The following is a 16,846-nucleotide window of genomic DNA, read 5'->3' as shown; positions in this document are numbered from 1 at the left end:
TTGCTAGTCTCTTCGACATGAGCAGCGAACGCCCCACCGCCACACTCGCCAATTGGCGCCAGCACCCCTACAGCATCTGGGGCTTCACCCATGTCGATGACCTCATTCCCGTTGCAGCGATCCGCGGCGGGCACGGCGCGGCGCTGCCGAAGGGCGAGGCGCTCGATCTTTCGCGCGTGTCGGTGGATTGGCAAGGCAGCAGACTCGCCGCCGAGGAGGCGCTGCGCCTCACCCACACCGACGGCCTGCTCGTGCTGAAGGATGGGAACGCCGTTGCGGAGCGCTATCTCAACCAGGGCCCGAAGGACCGCCACATCGTCTTCTCCGTCAGCAAGTCGATCACCGCCACGCTCGCCGGCGTGCTGGTGGAACGGGGCCTGCTCGATCCCGAAGCTCCAGTCGTCGGCTATGTGCCGGAGGCGGCGGGCTCCGCCTATGAGGATTGCACGCTCCGCCACGTGCTGGACATGACGGTGAGCATCCGCTTCATCGAGGACTACCTCGATCCCGAGGGAGACGTCGCGCGCTATCGCCTTGCCATGGGCTGGAACCCGCCGGGCGCTCGCGTGGGGGAGGAGGGCCTCCACCGCTTCATCACCAGCCTGCCCAGGGGCGATCATCCGCATGGCGAGCGCTTCCACTACGTGTCGCCCAATTCCGACATGCTCGGCTGGATCATCGAGCGCGCCTGCGGCGACAGCATCGCCGAACTCCTGACCCGGCACATCTGGCAGCCGATGGCCATGGCGGAGGACGCCTTCATCACCCTCGACGCGAAGGGCGCGCCCCGCACCGCCGGCGGCATCTGCACCAGCCTGGGCGATCTCGCCCGCTTCGGCGAGATGGTGCGGAACGGCGGGATATATGCCGGAAAACGCATCATTCCGGAGAGCTGGATCGAGGACATCCTCACGAACGGCGATCCGGCGGCCTGGGCGAAGGGCGACATGGCAGCGCTCTTTCCGCGCGGCCGCTACCGCTCCAAGTGGTACGTTCCGGAACCCACCTCGAACCTGCTTTGCGCCATCGGCATCCATGGCCAGTGGATCTACGTCGACCGCGCGGCGGGCATGGTGGCGGTGAAGCAGTCCTCCCAGCCCATACCCGCAGATGATGCGCTGGACCGGCTGAGCCTTGCGCTCTTCGCAGCACTCGCGCAAAACCTGCGCTGAAACGGAGGGGCGATCATGACGGACACCGAACGCGACGAGGCCTGGCGGCGCGAGGCCGTCCTCGGCATCTATGCCGAGCGGCCGCTGCATGAGCCGCCGCGCAACATCCGCATCTGGAGCTACGCCGACCGCCTCTCCTATGCGCCGGGCGAAACCGCGCGCCTCAGCGTGTGCACCAACGCGAAGCGCTTCGCCGTGGAGATCATCCGCGATGGCGCAGCGCCGAAGACGGTCTTCGCCCGCGACGGCCTCGAAGGCGTCTGGCGCGACACGCCGGATGACTGTTCGGTCAAGGGCTGCGGCTGGCCGGTCTCGCTCGAGATTCCCATTGCGCTCGACTGGCCCTCGGGCGGCTACATCATCCGCACGCGTGCGGCCGAAGAGGGCCGCGGGGCGGACATGCATGAGCATATCTTCCTCGTGCGGCCGCATGCGGGCTCACCAAGGCGCGGGCGCCTGCTGCTCGTCGCCGCCACCGCCACCTGGACGGCCTACAACGACTGGGGCGGCTCCAACCACTATCAGGGCTATTGCGGCCCCAACGGCGACCGCTTCTCGCCGGTCTTGAGCCTCGAGCGCCCCTTGGCCAGGGGTTTCGTCAGCCTGCCCGCCGATGCGCCGCGCGCCGTGCTGATGGACCAGCCCCCCATCATGGCGGAGCCGCGCTACCCGCACATGGAATGGGCCTATGCCAACGGCTATTCCAAGAAATACATGTCGTCGGGCTGGGCCAGCTTCGAGCGCCACTTCGTGACCTGGGCGGAGCGCCAGGGCTATGCGCTCGACATCGTCAGCCAGACCGATCTCCACTTTCGCCCCGAACTCCTCGAAGCCTATCCTTGCGTGGTGCTCGTCGGCCACGACGAATACTGGTCCTGGGACATGCGCGACGCGATCGACGCCTATGTGGCGAAGGGCGGCCGCATCGCCCGCTTCGCCGGAAACTTCATGTGGCAGATCCGGCTCGAGAACGAGGGCCGGACCCAGGTCTGCTACAAGTATCTGGCGCGCGAGGAAGACCCCTTCATGAAGACCGGCCCGCGCAGCCGCGTCACCGAATCCTGGGAAGCCCCGGAGATCGGCAGGCCGGGTGCGGCAAGCTTCGGCCTCAACGCCACGCACGGCCTCTATGCCTCGTGGTCCGGCTGCTCGCCGCGCGGTGCGAAGGGCTTTCCCGTCTACCGGCCGGAGCACTGGGCCTTCGCCGATACCGGCCTCTATTACGGCGACATACTGGGCGCCGAGTCCCGCATCTTCGGCTACGAGGTCGATGGGCTTCCCTACGAGATCCGCGGCGGCCTTCCCCATGCGCTCGAGGGCTCTGGTGCCCCGGAGGGGATCGAGATCCTCGCCCTGGGCCTCTCCTCCACCATCGAGGAGGGCCCGACCATCCTCCCCGGCCGCAGTTTTCTCGGGACGGAGGATGGCGAATACGTCGCCTCCGTGCTCACCGGCCGGAAGGACGCTGAGGCCATCGAGCGCACCAAGCGCGGCTGCGGCATGATCGTCAATTTCCGGAAGGGCGCAGGCGAGGTCTTCCACGCCGGCACCTGCGACTGGATCATGGGCCTCACCCGCCGCGATGCGATGGTCGAGCAGGTCACGCGCAACGTGCTGGACCGCTTCCTGGGTTGAGGAGCGCCTCAGCAGGCGCGGATCAGCCAGGCCCCCACCGCCACCCCGGCGATGCCGAGCGTGAAGACGAGAAGCGCGATGCCTTCCCGTTCCTTCAGGTTGGCAAGGCCGCGGAAGAAGCCGTAGAGCAGCGCGAGGAGGCCAAGCGTCACGAGGAACGCGCCGATCACGTCCGCATGGATGCTGCCGCAGATCATCGGGCACCTCCCGTGTCCTTCATCGTTTCGCCCAGCAATGCCGCCAGCATGCTCTGCGCGATCTCCTCCTGCCCGGTGAAGACGAGATCGGCGCCCAGCGACTTCAGGTATGAGACGGAGTCCGTGTTGGTCGCCCTGGCGATGATGCGGATCGCCGGGTTGGCGGCGCGCGCATGTTCGACGACATGCCCCGCCTCGAAGGGGTCAGGCAACGTGCTCACCAGCATGCGGGCACCCTCGAGGTTCAGCCGTTTCAGCAGTTCCGTTTCGCCCGAAGCGCCGGTGAAGACCTCGGTTCCGCTGCCGCGCAACGCTTCGGCGCGCTCGGGGTCGGCCTCGACGACGAGAAGGGGAATGCCGCCCCGCTTCAACCCGGAGGCGACGATCGAACCCACCTGCCCGTGGCCGATCAGCACGACGTGCCCTGAAAGCCCCGTCGGCGCCTCCTCCTCCGGCTCCGGTGGCGTGCTCGCCCGCTCGGTCTCCTCGGGCGCGGCGGCCGCCGGCGCGGCCTGGTCCTGCCGCTCGGACCAGCGCTCGAGCGCGAGGAACAGCACCGGGTTCACCAGGATCGAGAGGATGGCGCCCGCCACCACCAGGTCGCGCGCCTCCACCGGCAGCACCTCGAGCCTGGTGCCCAGCACCACGAGGATGAAGGAGAATTCGCCGATCTGCGCGAGGCTCGCCGAAATGGTGAGCGCCACCCGGTTCGAGTGGCGGAACAGCCGCACGATTCCATAGGCGGCACAGGACTTGCCGATGACGATGATGAGGAACGTGGCGAGCACCGCGAAAGGCTGCTCCACGAGTGCCGCCGGGTTGAACAGCATGCCGACGGAGACGAAGAACAGCACCGCGAAGGCATCGCGCAAGGGCAGCGTCTCCCTGGCCGCCTGGGTGCTGAGCGCGGATTCCGCCAGCACCATGCCGGCGAAGAAGGCGCCCAGCGCGAAGGACACGCCGAACAGCGCCGCCGAGCCGTAGGCGACCCCGAGCGCGATCGCCAGCACCGAGAGCCGGAACAGCTCGCGAGAGCCGGTGTGCGCCACGTAGTGCAGCACCCACGGGATGATCCGCCGCCCCACCACCAGCATGAGCCCCACGAAGCCCGCCACCTTGAAAGCGGTGACGAGAAGCGTTCCCCACACGGAGCCGAGCCCGAGGCTCGTCGCCAGCCCGAGGTTGACGCCGGGATCCGCCGCGCGGCCGCCGAGGAAACCGGCAAGCGGCGGCAGCAGCACGAGCGTCAGCACCATGAACAGGTCCTCGACGATGAGCCAGCCCACCGCGATCCGCCCGCGCTCCGTCTCGATCAGGCGGCGCTCCTGCAGGGCGCGGAGCAGCACCACCGTGCTCGCCACGGAAAGCGTGAGGCCGAAGACGAAGCCCGCCCCCGCCTGCCAGCCCATCCCCCAGGCCAGCCCCATGCCGAGCAGCGTTGCCATCGCGATCTGGCCGATGGCGCCGGGAATGGCGATGGCCCTGACCGAGAGCAGGTCTTTCAGCGAGAAATGCAGGCCAACGCCGAACATCAGCAGGATCACGCCGATCTCGGCCAGCTCCTGCGCCAGCTTCTGGTCGGCCACGAAGCCCGGCGTGAAGGGCCCGATGAACACCCCGGCGATGAGATAGCCGGCGATCGGCGGCAGCCGCAGCCGCTGTGCGGCCAGCCCCAGCAGGAAGGCAAGCCCGATGCCGATGGCGATGGTCGCGATGAGCGGCGTGTCATGCGGCATTGAACGTCCTCGTCGTCATGAGGACATTGAGCCGCGATGCAGCCGGATTTGCAAGGCGTCATTGCAGGAACTGGAGCGGGCGATGGGAATCGAACCCACGACATGCAGCTTGGGAAGCTGCCGTTCTACCACTGAACTACGCCCGCGTTCGGCGCGGAGGATAGTGGACGCCGGAACCGAGGTAAAGCGCCTTGTCGCGCCGCGAAGAGGGTTCAGCTTGCGAGTTCGTTCACCTTGCGGATGATGGCGCTCGCGGCGCGGGGCCAGGGATCGTAGAGCTGGAGGAGCCTGTCGCGGCCGCCAAGCTTTTCCCGCGCCCCGGCCACCCGCCGGGAAGAGAAGTCCCACGTGTTGCCCCCCGCATTGATCTCCAGCACGTGGAGCACGCCGGTGGCGGCCTCGCGCACGATGTCGCAGGCCTGGAGCGGAATGTGCGGGAATCCTTCGTTGACCTTGCGCGCGAACGCCAGCACGTCGTCGGGAACCTCGAACTCGATCAGTTCGAGGAAGTTTCCGGCGGCCGCGCTATAGGTTGTGCGCGGGTCGATGACGGCGGGAATGACGGCGCTCTCCCCGGCCACGAGTGCCACCTGCTCGCAGGCGCTCTTCACCCGCATCCACAAGATGGGCTCGCCGAGCAGAGTGAGCACGCGGAAGTATTCGGGCCTGGGCCCGGTATCGATGAATTGCTGAACCAGCGCCGGGGCGAGCCGCAGGAAGTGATCGGGCGGAAAGTCGCTCTTCGTCAGCGTGCTCAGCCGGCGCGTCTCGCACAGCAGGATGTTCTTCACCAGCGAGGTCATTTCCAGCGGCAGGGGCTTCAGCACGGCGAACCTGCCGAACTTCGCCTCGTCATAGTCGTGGCCGAAGTCGAACCGTTCCGCATGGGGGCTGGCAATCCCCAGGCTCCTGAACCGCTGGCACTGCTCGAGTTTCTTGATCGCCTTGTTCTGCAGGATGCGGCCGCGCCGCGGCAGGAAGCGCCCAAGGTTCCCGAAGCTGATCGTCAGCGTGGGAAGCCGCCACTTCCAGTCGGGCACGTCCGCCCCGGTGGACTTGGGGTTCGTGATGTGGATCGCGATCTCCGGTGCCGACTTGCCGATCTCGCGGGCGATCTCCAGCATGTCGGCGAATTGCTGCCGGTGGGGATGCATGACGAGGACGAGAAACTTGCCGTGCGCGGCCGGCATTGGCAGCCCTCAGGAGGAGGACGAGGATAAGGATGTTTCCTGGCGATTCATCCTCATCTCAGTCCTTCCTGACGAACGGCCGCGCCTCGATCGCCGTCTGGTGCCCTGCCACCGGAGCGCGCCCGGAGGGAAAACCGCCCTTGAAATAATTCCTCTGCCAGCCCTGCTGCACGGTCTGGGGGTCGTTGGCCCTGAGGCCGTCGATGAAGGCGCGCCTGGCATCGCGGGCCTCCTCGTAGTCCCGCTTCAGCTGCGGATCGCTCGCCAGCGAGCGGAGTTCGGGCTCGGTCTCGTCCACTGTCCCTCTCGGAACGGGGAAGATGTGGCAGATCGGATCTCCCTTCTCGAAGCGGATCGGGTGCATCGGCCGCGTGACCTTCCAGTTCATCGTGAACGGCATCGGCGACCAGTCCGTTTCGACCAGCCCGCTGAGGGGCTGGATTCCGTCCCGGAAGAGATTGACCGGGCCCCCCACCCAGAGATTGATGCCGGGTTCCGTGCGGAAAAGTCCGTGGACGCGGAATGTGAGAATGCCAAAACCGAAATGGCTGAGGGCGTGCGACGGACCCCCCGAATCGGTCGTCACCTTCAGGTCCTCGGCCATCTCGCCGCCGGACCATTCGACGCTGCACCCGTCCTGCAGGAGAATTTCCCAGCCGTGGGAATTGGCGGCGAGAAGCGGCAGGCAGCGGGCGGCGAATCGCTGCGGCGTGGCGTCGATCCAGTCGCGCCGGGGCGAGGCAGGCCTGATCTCGAGACTTCGTGCGTCTTCGGTAAGAAAGCAGGTCAGTTTCATGCGGCGGCAGTCGACCTCTACTAGGCACGGTTGCGTGCGGGGCCTGAACGCGCATCGGTACGCCAGCCGCCTTGCAATCAGGGTGGGGCGATGTTGCCCTGAAAACGTTTGCTAGCAACTGTTCCGCCAGTTGAAATGAGGGGTTGACCCAATGAACGTGAATTCGACTTTCCTTTCCGGCGGCCCGCTTCCGCCTCCGGGCATCTCTGATGGCCCGCTCCCCATCACCCCGCCGGCCTTGGGACCGCTGCCTCCGGAACCCCCGGCTTTGGGGCCGCTGCAGCCGCCAGTCGGCAATTGACCGTGTGTGTTTGAGCGGGCGCAGCCCCGTTCGGTCGCTTTGACGATTCAGGACGCTGTCACGCCGGAAACTGGGCGTGGCAGCGTCTTTTCGTTGCCGCGCCTCACCGCTTCGCCGGGTCGAAGGCCTTGAAATGCTTGGAAAGCTTCAGCCCCTGGCGCTGGTAGTTGGAGCCGATGCCCTGCCCGTAGACGCGTTCGGGAGCCTCCGTGAGGGGCTCGTAGACCAGCCTGCCGATGATCTGCCCGTCCTCGAGGATGAAGGGCACCTCGTGGCTCCTCACCTCGAGCACCGCCCGCGCGCCTTCGCCATGACCGGCGCTGTGGCCGAAACCCGGGTCGAAGAAGCCGGCGTAATGCACGCGGAATTCCCCCACCAGCGGGTTGAAGGGCACCATCTCCGCGGCATGGGCCGGCGGCACCCGCACCGCCTCCTTGGAGGCGAGGATGTAGAATTGGTCCGGGTCGAGCACGAGGGAGCCCCGCTGCCAGATCGGCTCCCAGTAGTCGGAAACCTCGAGCGCCGCCTTCCGGTCCACGTCGACGAGCCCCGCGTGCCGCTTCGCCCGGAAGCCCACCGGGCCCTCGCCGTCCAGTGTCGAGAGATCGACGGAGAGGGCGAGGCCGTTGTCGATGTTCACCTCTCCGGAAGAGATCAGCCCCTCCCTGGCGTGGAGTTCGCGGATCAGCTGGTCGGAAGCGAGCGACTGCCCCTGCCGAAAGCGGATCTGTGACAGGCGCGAGCCCTCGCGCACCAGGATCGGGAAGGTGCGGGGCGAGATCTCGGCATAGAGCGGTCCCTCATAGCCCTCCGGCACCTTGTCGAATTCCTGCGCGTAGTCGGTGATGACGCGGGTGAAGATGTCGAGACGGCCGGTCGAGCTCTTGGGGTTCGCCGCCGCGGCGACACCCTTCGGCAGCGCAAGCTGCTCCTGCAGCGGCACGATGTAGACGCAGCCCGTCTCCAGCACTGCGCCCTCCGAGAGCGGCATGCGGTGCAGCGCCAGCTCCTTCACGCGCTCCTGAACCGTGGCGCGGCGGCCGGGCAGGAAGGAGGCGCGCACCCGGTAGGCCCAGGGCCCCAGTCGGAGGTCGAGGCTCGCCGGCTGGATCTGGTCGGGGTCGGCCGGCCTCGCGAGCCTGATTCGCCCTGCCTCGCAGAAGGCGGCGATCGTCCGGGCGGGCAATATGCCTTGTCTGTCCGAGCTGTTCCCCATGGAACACCACATGGCTGAAATGCCGAGGGCTTGGCAAGTGTCTTGGCTGTGGAAAAGCGTTTCCGATGGGCTAAACTGGCCCGATGTATGAGCGTGTCACCAGAGGGGTGAAGGTCGTCGTCCGCCCGCAATATCTGGACGGCCAGTCGCGGCCGGAGGAGGGGCATTACGTCTGGGCCTACACCGTCACCATCGAGAATCACGGGCGGGACACGGTCACGCTCCGCACCCGCTACTGGAAGATCACCGATGCCCATGGCCAGGTGCAGGAGGTGAGGGGGGCGGGCGTCGTCGGCGAGCAGCCCACCCTGAAGCCGGGCGACAGCTACACCTACACCTCGGGCTGCCCCCTCAAGACCTCCTCCGGCTTCATGGTCGGCGCCTACCAGATGCAGCTCGCCACCGGCGAATTCATCAATGTCGAGATCCCGGCCTTCTCCCTCGACAGCCCGCACGACAAGCACGCAATCAACTGAAGTGACATGACAGGCAGGACCTATTCGACCGAGGAGATGCTCGCCCATCTCGTGAGCTTCGACACGACCAGCCGCGACGGCAACATTCCCTTGATCGAATTCGTCGAGCACTATCTCGACGGCTGGGGCGTGCCGCATTTCCGGGTGGATTACGAGGCGAACCGCAAGACCAACCTCTTCGCCACCATCGGCCCGGCGATCGCCGGCGGCATCGTGCTCTCCGGCCACACCGACGTGGTCCCGGTCGACGGCCAGCCCTGGACGAGCGATCCCTTCGCGCTCACCGCGCGGGGCGAGCGCCTGTTCGGCCGCGGCACCTGCGACATGAAGGGCTTCCTCGCCGTCTGCCTCGCGGAGGTGCCGAACTTCCTGAAGGCGGGGCTGAAGTCGCCGATCCACCTTGCCCTCTCCTGCGACGAGGAGGTGGGCTGCAAGGGCGTCCGCCCGCTCGTCGCCCACATGCGCGACAATCTTCCGAAGCCGCGCGCCGTCATCGTCGGCGAGCCCACCTCCATGAAGGTGGTGAACGCCCACAAGAGTGCCGTCACCTTCGCAACCGAGGTGACCGGTCACGAGGCCCATTCCAGCCTCACCCACCACGGCGTCAACGCCATCCTGGTGGCGGGCGAGCTTCTCTCCGAAATGTCCCGCATCCGGCAGGACCTGGTCGATGAGGGCGATCCCACCCGCCGCTTCGACCCGCCCTATTCCACCGTCCACGTCGGCGTCATCGAGGGCGGCACCGCCAAGAACATCATTCCCCGGCGCTGCGCCTTCCAGTGGGAGACGCGGCTTCTCCCCACGGCGGACCCGGATTTCGTGCCCGCCCGTTTCGAGGCCTTCGCCAGGGGCCTCGAACCGGCGATGAAGGCGATTGCCCCCGAGGCGGGCATCGCGACCGAGACGGTGAACCGCGTCCCGGGCCTCGCGCCCGAGGAGGATTCCCCGGCCGAGCACCTCGCCCTCCGTCTCGCCGGCGCCAATTCCACCCACGCGGTGAGCTACTGCACCGAGGCCGGCCTCTTCCAGGAGATCGGCATCCCGGCGGTGATCTGCGGGCCGGGCTCCATCGAGCAGGCCCACAAGCCGGACGAGTACATCGACACGTCCGAACTGAGGAAGTGCGAGGGCTTCATGCAGAAGCTGGCGGATCAGTTGGCATAGCACGAACACCATGCCGCCTTCCTAGCACGGGCTAGGAATAAAAGTCAAGGATAAAATTCCTGCAAGAAGGGCGGGTGAGCGCCCCTTCCTACTGCAGCAGCCGGTGGATCTCTTCGCTGAACTCCTTCTCGAACACCAGCGTCTCGCCCTCATAGGCCTCGATCCGGCCCCAGATCACCCAGTGCGTCTTCGTCGCCGTCATCCGGCCATAGGTCTCGGTCCGCACCTGCCAGTCGCCGCGGCGGCGTTCCTCCGTCCAGTGCGTTTCCATCTTCGCCGACAGCGGGTCGTCCGGCAGGATCGAATAGCTCTCGCGGCCTACTTCTGAAACGACGAGCCCGTGCGGCGCCAGCTCGTACGCGCCGAAATCGTCCACGATCTCGATGCGGAGCGCACCCGTCTCGGGGTCCGTCACCGTCTCGCGCTTGTTCCGGGGCTTCCTCAGCTCCTTCGTGTCCGCCCGCGGGGCAGCCTCCGCTCCCTGCCAGGAGAGCGGCGCCTCTCCCGCCACGTCCTTGCGGAGCGGCAGGAACAGCTGCGACTTCCCGGCATAGACGGTGAGCGTCACCGGCTCGGGCGCTGGCCACATCATCGGGTAATAGGAGGTGGAGATGGCGACGCGCAGCCGGTGCCCCTTAGGCAGGCGCCAGGCGATGTCGTCGAGCTTGATCTTCATCCGGTAGTGCTTGCCGGGCTCGAGCGGCATCGGGTTCTCGCGGCTGTCCCGCATGCAGAGGTTCTGCAGGTGGTAGGTGATGCGCGAAACCTCCCCCGTCGGCCATACGTCGTTGAGCCTGACCGCGATGTGGGCCACCGGCTTGTCCACCGAGAATTCGAGTTCCACCGCCGGCTGGCCCACGATGTCGATGTCGGTGAGAAGGGCCGGCGTGTCGAAGGTGAGGGACTGTTCGTCGTCGCGCCGCTGGTCGCCCGGAAACTCGGGCCCGAGCCAGATGATGCAGTATTCCCCGCCATCCGCCCCCGTCGTCTGCTTCGATGAAACCGTGAGCGGCGCTTCCTTGCCGGCCGTTGGCCCGATGCCGCCGGAATTGAGCCACCACTTCTTGGTCTCGACATGGCCGAAGCCCCAGAAGCTGTCGCCCAGCCAGCGGCCGTTGATCCGCTCCGGGAAACTGCCGGGCTTCCACGGCTCCATCACGTAGTAGCGGTAGTCCGGGTCGCGCGAGATGCCGGTGTTGCTGCCCTTCAGCCACAGGTCCCACCAGCGAAGGCACTCCTGCAGGAAGCCGATCCGGGGCTCCGGCACGGCGAAGTGCGGATACTTGTGCGCCCAGGGCCCGATGATCGCCTTCCTCGACGTGCGCAGGCCCTTCATCAGCCGCGGCACGGCGTTGGAATAGGCGTCGTTCCAGCCGCCCACCACCAGCGTGGGCGCCTCCACCGCCGCGAAGTCCTCGCACACCGAGCCGTGCTTCCAGTAGGCGTCGCGGTGCGGGTGCTGCAGCCAGGGGATCACCAGGAAGGGCTCGTTGGCGAGCCGCTCCATCCACATCTCGCGCCAGCGCTCGCCGACGATCAGCGGGTCGGGGGGCCGTGAGGAATAGGCCAGCATGGTGGCGGCCCAGCCCAGCAGCTCGTTGAGGACCGTGCCCCCCTTGTAGTGGACGTCGTCCTCGTAGCGGTCGTCGGTCGAGCAGATCGTCACGATCGCCTTCAGCGCCGGGGGTTTCCGGGCCGCCACCTGCAGCGCGTTGAAGCCTCCCCAGGAGATGCCGAACATGCCGACCTTCCCGGTGCACCAGGGCTGGGCGGCGATCCAGGCGATCACCTCGAGCGCGTCGTCCTGTTCCTGCTTCGCATACTCGTCGAGCATCAGCCCTTCGGAATCGCCGTTCCCCCGCATGTCGACCCGGATCGCGGCATAGCCGTGGCCGGCGAAATAGGGATGGGTGAGGGCGTCGCGCTCATGCGTGCCGTCGCGCTTGCGGTAGGGCAGGTATTCGAGCAGCGCCGGAACCGGGCTCTCCTCCGCATCCTCCGGAAGCCACATGCGCGCCGCGAGCCTCGTGCCGTCGGCCAGCGGAATCCAGATGTTCTCGATCTCCTTCACCCGGCGGGGAAAGTCTCTAACCGTCGTGATCGTCATTCTCGTCCTCAGGAAAGCGGAGGTCTCGCCACCCGCCGGTTTTTTTCGCTGTGTGACTCGCGGCACAGAATCCGCCGCCCGGCACGTTACAAGGCAACACAGCGAAAGCAAACATGAACGCCGGTCAAACCGAAGGCTCAAGTTCAGTTCAGGCCCAAGGCGCCAGACCGGCGAGAAACGACAGACACTAGGGAAAAACGGCCATGAACAAGCTCCTCGCCTCTCTCGCCGCCGCGCTGATCGCCGCCGGCCTTTCCGCCACCGCCGCCTCGGCGGGTGCCATCTCCCCCAGCCAGCAGGACGGGCCCTTCCAGGGCGTCGTCATCGTCCCCGCCGCCGCCGATGCGCAGGAGGGCTCGGGCGAGGTCGCGAAGTTCAAGCGCGGCAAGATCGTGGAGTTCGAGACTGCCGCGGCGGCCGGCGACATCATCGTCAACACGAAGCAGAACCGGCTCTATTTCGTGCTCGGCAGCGGCAAGGCGGTGATGTACCGCGTGGCCAGCGCCAAGAAGGGCTTCGAGTGGAAGGGCTCGCACAAGGTCTCGGCCAAGGTGAAGTGGCCGGACTGGCGCCCGCCGCAGGAGATGAGGAAGCGCCGCCCCGACCTCCCCGCCTTCATGGCCGGCGGCCCCGACAATCCGCTGGGTGCGCGCGCCCTCTATCTCGGCTCCTCGATCTACCGCATCCACGGCACCAACGAGCCTTCTTCGATCGGCAAGGCCGCCTCCTCGGGCTGCATCCGCATGCTGAACGAGGATGTGAGCGAGCTCTACCGCCACGTGAAGGTCGGCGCCCGCGTCACGGTGCTCTGAAATTCAGCCACCTGTGACCGGCAGCACAGTTTTCCGCGGGCCTTCGACTAGAAGGCCCGCCGGACGGTGAAGCGACAGCAATCCCCAAGGAGGAATTCCGCCATGAAGACGAAGGGCCCCGTGGCCTGGCCGGTGAAGACCCGCGAGATCCACAACCATCACATGGATTCGACCGTGTGGAACGATTTCGCGTTCCGCGGCGACGACGTGATCATCGCCACCTGGGCCAAGTCGGGCACCACCTGGATGCAGCAGATCGTCTCGCAGCTGATCTTCCGCGGTGCCGAGAATGTCAACGTGCCGGAACTCTCGCCCTGGCTCGACCTCCGCATCATGCCGAAGGAGGCGATCGAGGCGGTGAAGCACCAGAAGCACCGGCGCTTCCTCAAGACGCATCTTCCGGCCGATGCCATGGTGGTCTCGCCCAGGGCCAAATTCATCTACGTCGCCCGCGACGGCCGCGATGCCGCCTGGAGCGCCTGGAACCACCTCGCCAATTTCAAGCCGGAGGTGTTCGACATCTTCAACAACACGCCGGGCCGCGTGGGGCCGGAGCTCACGCCGCCCCCTGCCTCGGTGCACCAGTTCTACCGCGAGTGGTTCGCCAGGGACGGCTATCCGCTCTGGTCCTTCTGGGAGAACATCCGCAGCTGGTGGGAGATCCGCCACCTGCCCAACGTCCTGCTCGTCCACTTCAACGACATGAAGCGGGACCTCAAGGGCACGGTGCGCGAGATCGCCGCCTTCCTCGAGATCGAGCTGGACGAGGAGACCTTCGCGAAGGTGGTCGAGCATTCGAGCTTCGACTACATGAAGCGCAACGCCCATCTGGCGGCCCCGCTGGGCGGCACGATCTGGGAGGGTGGCGCTGCGACCTTCATCAACAAGGGAACCAACGGCCGCTGGCAGGGCACCCTGAGCCCCGCCGAGATCCGCGCCTATGAGGCGCGCGCCATCGCCGAACTCGGGCCCGACTGCGCCGCCTGGCTCGAGGCCGGGCGCTTCTCCCGCGCCGTCGCCTGAGCCCCGCTGCACCGAGGGAAGGAGAGAGCCATGCTCCTCCTTCCTCTTGTCAGGCCGTCGTTTCGCCCGCGCTCGCGGCTCGCGGGCCTTCGGCGTGAACCGGCGGTGCCTCGTCCTCCCGCACGCCGCTCCGTATCAGCCGCTGCAGCTTCAAGGCCATCTCCTGCAGCGCGTTGACGGCGAGGCTCGTGCAGATCTCGCTGAACGGCGTCGGCCTGCAGAAGAAGTAGCCCTGCAGGAAGCCGCAGCCCTCCTGGGTGAGGAATGCGGCCTGCTCCTCGGTCTCCACCCCCTCGGCGACGACATCGATGTTCAGGTCCCGCGCGATGCTGATGACGCCGCGGATGATCGCGGCGTTGACCGACCGGCTCACCGCGCCGGCGACGAAGGACCGGTCGATCTTGATTTCGGAGAAGGCGTATCGCTGCAGATAGCTGAGCGAGCTGTAGCCTGTCCCGAAATCGTCGAGGGCCAGGCCCACGCCCATGGCGCGCAATTCCTCGGTGACGCGGCCGACGAGCGCTTCGCTGCTCAGGATCGCGGTTTCCGTGATCTCGAGGATCACCCGCCCGGGCGCGATGCCGCTCTCGGCAAGCGCCTGCCGCACGGTCTCGACGATGCCGGCGGAGCGCAGCTGGCTCGGAGAGACGTTGACGGCGACCCGCACCGGCGCCGGCATCCGCACACCCTCGAGACAGGCCCGCCGGATGGCCCAGTTCCCGAGCTCCACCATGAGCCCTGCTTCTTCCGCGAGCGGGATGAATTCGTCCGGCGGGATGAGTCCCTTGCTCGGGTGGTTCCACCGCATGAGCGCCTCGACGCCTGTGATGCGCCGCGACCCGCTCGCCACGATCGGCTGGTAGTAGAGTTCGAGCGCACCGGCCGCGATCGCCTCGTTCAGTTCCTTTTCCAGGGCGAGCCGCTGCTTGTGTCGGGCCTGCATCTCCATGTTGAACATGCTGTAGCCGTTGCGGCCCGCGTGCTTGCGCTGGTAGAGCGCCAGGTCTGCGAAGGTGAGGAGCTCCTTCGCGGCCTGGGTATGAGCGGGGCAGAGGGCCACTCCGACGCTCGCCCCGATCGTCATCTCGTGGCCTTCGATGTCGATGGGCCGGGCCATGGATTCGACGATCGCCGCCGCAACGGCGGAAGCCGCCGCCTCGTCCGCACAGTCCGGAAGCAGGACGGCGAACTCGTCGCCGCCCATCCGCGCCACGATCGCCTCCCGGCCTTCGGCGGCCTTCCTGAGCCGGCGTGCCGTCATGCGCAGCACCATGTCGCCCGCGCTGTGGCCGAACAGGTCGTTCACCTCCTTGAACTTGTCGAGATCGACCGTGAGAAGGGCCACGGGCGCCTGCGCGCACCGCGCGACATGGTCATGCAGCTCCTTGAGGAAACAGAAGCGGCTGGCCGCTCCGGTCAGGAGATCGGTGTTGGCATGCCTCTCGACCTCCGCCAAGGCGGTGACGCGGTCCGTCGCGTCCTGGATGGTTCCTTCGATGTAGATGGGGTTGCCGTCCCCGTCCCGCACATACCAGGCGTTCTCGGTGATCCAGGCGCGCTCCTTCGTCCGGTGGCGGTAGACTTCCGACACGAGATCGCGGACGAAGCCTTGCGTCTCCATCAGGTGCTGGAACAGGCGTTGCCGGTCCGGGTCGACGTACCAGCTTCCCCCGTGCTGGATCACCGCGTCGAGGTGCTCTTCCTCGCTGCCGTAGCCGTTGAAGGTGTAGAGCGCGCGATTGGCGCGCACCGGCGAACCGTCGAGACGGTCGCGATAGATGCCACAAACTGCATTCTCGAAGAGACTTTGGTATTCGCCGGCAGCCTCAGGTTGCGTTTGCGGTCCGGGGGTCTTGATGCTGTTGCTGGCGAACAGTGCCTGGAAGAACTCGGTCTCGGACCCTGTACTCACGTTTTCCAGTCTGCGGAGGGAGGCGACATCACCCGTTATCCTAAAACCCGTTAAGCTCGCCTTACGGGGCGATGCCGGCATTTCCAATTCTCCGGCGCACGGGCTAGAACTGTACCTTTCCTGAAGGAGTGCATGAACAAGTGACCGGACACCGATACAACCAGCCCCTCGGCGGCAACGACATGCCGCGCTTCGCGGGGCCTGCCACCATGATGCGGCTGCCCTCGCAGACGACGGCGGAGGGCCTCGGCGCCTGCTTCGTGGGCGTCCCGATCGACATCGGAACCTCCAACCGCTCCGGCACCCGCCACGGGCCGCGCCAGATCCGCGCCGAATCCTGCATGATCCGGCCCTACAACATGGCCACGCGTGCGAAGCCCTTCGAGTCCCTCCAGGTGGCGGACATCGGCGACGTCGCCGTCAACACCTTCGACCTGAAGAAGACGGTGGGGCTGATCGAGAAGGCCTACGACGCGATCCTCGGCCACGGCGCGGTGCCGCTGACGCTGGGAGGCGACCACACGCTGACGCTGCCCATCCTGCGGGCGATGAGGAAGAAGCACGGGCCCGTGGCGCTGATCCACGTCGACGCCCATGCCGACATCAATGACGAGATGTTCGGCGAGAAGATCGCCCACGGCACGCCCTTCCGCCGCGCCGTGGAGGAGGGCCTGCTGGCCTGCGACAGGGTTTACCAGATCGGGCTCCGCGGCTCGGGCTATTCCCCTGAGGATTTCGACTGGCCGAGGAAGCAGGGCTTCACCGTGGTCGAGGCCGAGCAGTGCTGGTACAAGTCTCTGGCACCGCTCATGGAGGAGGTGCGCCGCAAGATCGGCGATCACCCGGTCTATCTCTCCTACGACATCGACAGCCTCGACCCCGCCTTCGCGCCGGGCACCGGCACGGTGGAGGTGGGCGGCCTCTCCACCTGGCAGGCGCTGGAGATCATCCGCGGCTGCCGGGGCCTGAACCTCGTCGGCGGCGATCTGGTCGAGGTTTCCCCGCCGCTCGATCCCGCCGGCAACACGGCGCTGATCGGCGCCAATTTCCTGTTCGAGATGCTCTGCGTTCTGCCGGGGGTGCAATACGGCTGAAGCCCATGAGGAGGC

14 protein-coding genes and 1 tRNA gene are annotated in these 16,846 nt (G+C 66.8%); 7 read left to right on the top strand and 8 right to left on the bottom strand.

Features of this window, described 5'->3' with window-relative positions:
- Positions 1–17 precede the first annotated feature (17 nt).
- Together ACK4HL_RS08585 and ACK4HL_RS08580 are read left to right on the top strand one after the other, a co-directional pair.
- A complete protein-coding gene (locus ACK4HL_RS08585; RefSeq protein WP_409758661.1) occupies positions 18–1,172 on the top strand; it encodes a serine hydrolase domain-containing protein in 1,155 nt (384 codons plus the stop codon).
- A 15-nt stretch (positions 1,173–1,187) separates the two neighbouring features.
- A complete protein-coding gene (locus ACK4HL_RS08580) occupies positions 1,188–2,807 on the top strand; it encodes a N,N-dimethylformamidase beta subunit family domain-containing protein (RefSeq protein WP_409758658.1) in 1,620 nt (539 codons plus the stop codon).
- Between the two features lie 8 nt (positions 2,808–2,815).
- Here ACK4HL_RS08580 and ACK4HL_RS08575 read toward each other — a convergent pair whose 3' ends face one another.
- The 6 genes from ACK4HL_RS08575 to ACK4HL_RS08550 form a co-directional block, all read right to left on the bottom strand.
- Positions 2,816–3,004 (bottom strand): hypothetical protein, encoded by a 189-nt coding sequence (locus ACK4HL_RS08575; RefSeq protein WP_409758655.1) that lies wholly within the window; start codon positions 3,002–3,004, stop codon positions 2,816–2,818.
- Positions 3,001–4,740 (bottom strand): YbaL family putative K(+) efflux transporter, encoded by a 1,740-nt coding sequence (ybaL, locus tag ACK4HL_RS08570; protein ID WP_409758652.1) that lies wholly within the window; start codon positions 4,738–4,740, stop codon positions 3,001–3,003. The genes ACK4HL_RS08575 and ybaL overlap by 4 nt, the downstream gene beginning before the upstream one ends.
- Before the next feature lie 71 nt (positions 4,741–4,811).
- Positions 4,812–4,886, bottom strand: a tRNA-Gly gene (locus ACK4HL_RS08565).
- 66 nt (positions 4,887–4,952) lie between these two features.
- Positions 4,953–5,930: a hypothetical protein gene (locus ACK4HL_RS08560; protein ID WP_409758649.1), complete on the bottom strand. Its 978-nt coding sequence runs from the start codon at positions 5,928–5,930 to the stop codon at positions 4,953–4,955.
- A gap of 58 nt (positions 5,931–5,988) precedes the next feature.
- The gene (locus ACK4HL_RS08555; RefSeq protein WP_409758646.1) at positions 5,989–6,726 is read right to left on the bottom strand and encodes a DUF6065 family protein; all 738 of its coding nucleotides are present in this window, start codon (positions 6,724–6,726) and stop codon (positions 5,989–5,991) included.
- A gap of 404 nt (positions 6,727–7,130) precedes the next feature.
- Complete coding sequence (locus ACK4HL_RS08550; RefSeq protein WP_409758643.1) at positions 7,131–8,243, bottom strand: 2'-deoxycytidine 5'-triphosphate deaminase; 1,113 nt, start codon at positions 8,241–8,243, stop codon at positions 7,131–7,133.
- Positions 8,244–8,326: 83 nt separating this feature from the next.
- Here ACK4HL_RS08550 and apaG point away from each other — a divergent pair, with 83 nt between their 5' ends.
- Both apaG and argE read left to right on the top strand, forming a co-directional pair.
- Positions 8,327–8,719: a Co2+/Mg2+ efflux protein ApaG gene (gene apaG, locus ACK4HL_RS08545; RefSeq protein WP_409758640.1), complete on the top strand. Its 393-nt coding sequence runs from the start codon at positions 8,327–8,329 to the stop codon at positions 8,717–8,719.
- Between the two features lie 6 nt (positions 8,720–8,725).
- Positions 8,726–9,883 carry an acetylornithine deacetylase gene (argE, locus tag ACK4HL_RS08540; RefSeq protein ID WP_409758637.1) on the top strand — a complete coding sequence of 386 codons (1,158 nt, stop codon included), beginning with the start codon at positions 8,726–8,728 and terminating at the stop codon, positions 9,881–9,883.
- 88 nt (positions 9,884–9,971) lie between these two features.
- Here argE and ACK4HL_RS08535 read toward each other — a convergent pair whose 3' ends face one another.
- Positions 9,972–11,990, bottom strand: coding sequence for a CocE/NonD family hydrolase (locus ACK4HL_RS08535; protein ID WP_409758634.1), 2,019 nt, complete (start codon positions 11,988–11,990; stop codon positions 9,972–9,974).
- A gap of 203 nt (positions 11,991–12,193) precedes the next feature.
- Between ACK4HL_RS08535 and ACK4HL_RS08530 the strand changes: the two genes are divergently transcribed.
- Both ACK4HL_RS08530 and ACK4HL_RS08525 read left to right on the top strand, forming a co-directional pair.
- Complete coding sequence (locus ACK4HL_RS08530; RefSeq protein ID WP_409758631.1) at positions 12,194–12,802, top strand: L,D-transpeptidase; 609 nt, start codon at positions 12,194–12,196, stop codon at positions 12,800–12,802.
- 102 nt (positions 12,803–12,904) lie between these two features.
- Complete coding sequence (locus ACK4HL_RS08525) at positions 12,905–13,825, top strand: sulfotransferase domain-containing protein (protein WP_409758628.1); 921 nt, start codon at positions 12,905–12,907, stop codon at positions 13,823–13,825.
- 49 nt (positions 13,826–13,874) lie between these two features.
- Here ACK4HL_RS08525 and ACK4HL_RS08520 read toward each other — a convergent pair whose 3' ends face one another.
- The gene (locus tag ACK4HL_RS08520; RefSeq protein WP_409758625.1) at positions 13,875–15,737 is read right to left on the bottom strand and encodes a putative bifunctional diguanylate cyclase/phosphodiesterase; all 1,863 of its coding nucleotides are present in this window, start codon (positions 15,735–15,737) and stop codon (positions 13,875–13,877) included.
- Positions 15,738–15,919: 182 nt separating this feature from the next.
- On the opposite strand from ACK4HL_RS08520, the gene speB reads away from it, so the two are divergent.
- Entirely contained in the window at positions 15,920–16,831 is a 912-nt protein-coding gene (gene speB, locus ACK4HL_RS08515) for an agmatinase (RefSeq protein ID WP_409758890.1), read from the top strand.
- The last annotated feature ends 15 nt before the right edge of the window (positions 16,832–16,846 follow it).

This window comes from Aestuariivirga sp., assembly GCF_046294715.1.
Taxonomy (GTDB): Bacteria; Pseudomonadota; Alphaproteobacteria; order Rhizobiales; family Aestuariivirgaceae; genus Aestuariivirga.
The sequence above is the reverse complement of the archived record's forward strand: the minus strand, read 5'-3'. Positions and strand labels throughout refer to the sequence as shown.

Bases quoted from the DNA above. Each gene is read 5' to 3' on its own strand.
- ACK4HL_RS08585 (WP_409758661.1), top strand. From the start codon at position 18: ATGAGCAGCGAACGCCCCACCGCCACACTCGCCAATTGGCGCCAGCAC.
- ACK4HL_RS08580 (WP_409758658.1), top strand. From the start codon at position 1,188: ATGACGGACACCGAACGCGACGAGGCCTGGCGGCGCGAGGCCGTCCTC.
- ACK4HL_RS08575 (WP_409758655.1), bottom strand. From the start codon at position 3,004: ATGATCTGCGGCAGCATCCATGCGGACGTGATCGGCGCGTTCCTCGTG.
- ybaL (WP_409758652.1), bottom strand. From the start codon at position 4,740: ATGCCGCATGACACGCCGCTCATCGCGACCATCGCCATCGGCATCGGG.
- ACK4HL_RS08560 (WP_409758649.1), bottom strand. From the start codon at position 5,930: ATGCCGGCCGCGCACGGCAAGTTTCTCGTCCTCGTCATGCATCCCCAC.
- ACK4HL_RS08555 (WP_409758646.1), bottom strand. From the start codon at position 6,726: ATGAAACTGACCTGCTTTCTTACCGAAGACGCACGAAGTCTCGAGATC.
- ACK4HL_RS08550 (WP_409758643.1), bottom strand. From the start codon at position 8,243: ATGGGGAACAGCTCGGACAGACAAGGCATATTGCCCGCCCGGACGATC.
- apaG (WP_409758640.1), top strand. From the start codon at position 8,327: ATGTATGAGCGTGTCACCAGAGGGGTGAAGGTCGTCGTCCGCCCGCAA.
- argE (WP_409758637.1), top strand. From the start codon at position 8,726: ATGACAGGCAGGACCTATTCGACCGAGGAGATGCTCGCCCATCTCGTG.
- ACK4HL_RS08535 (WP_409758634.1), bottom strand. From the start codon at position 11,990: ATGACGATCACGACGGTTAGAGACTTTCCCCGCCGGGTGAAGGAGATC.
- ACK4HL_RS08530 (WP_409758631.1), top strand. From the start codon at position 12,194: ATGAACAAGCTCCTCGCCTCTCTCGCCGCCGCGCTGATCGCCGCCGGC.
- ACK4HL_RS08525 (WP_409758628.1), top strand. From the start codon at position 12,905: ATGAAGACGAAGGGCCCCGTGGCCTGGCCGGTGAAGACCCGCGAGATC.
- speB (WP_409758890.1), top strand. From the start codon at position 15,920: ATGCCGCGCTTCGCGGGGCCTGCCACCATGATGCGGCTGCCCTCGCAG.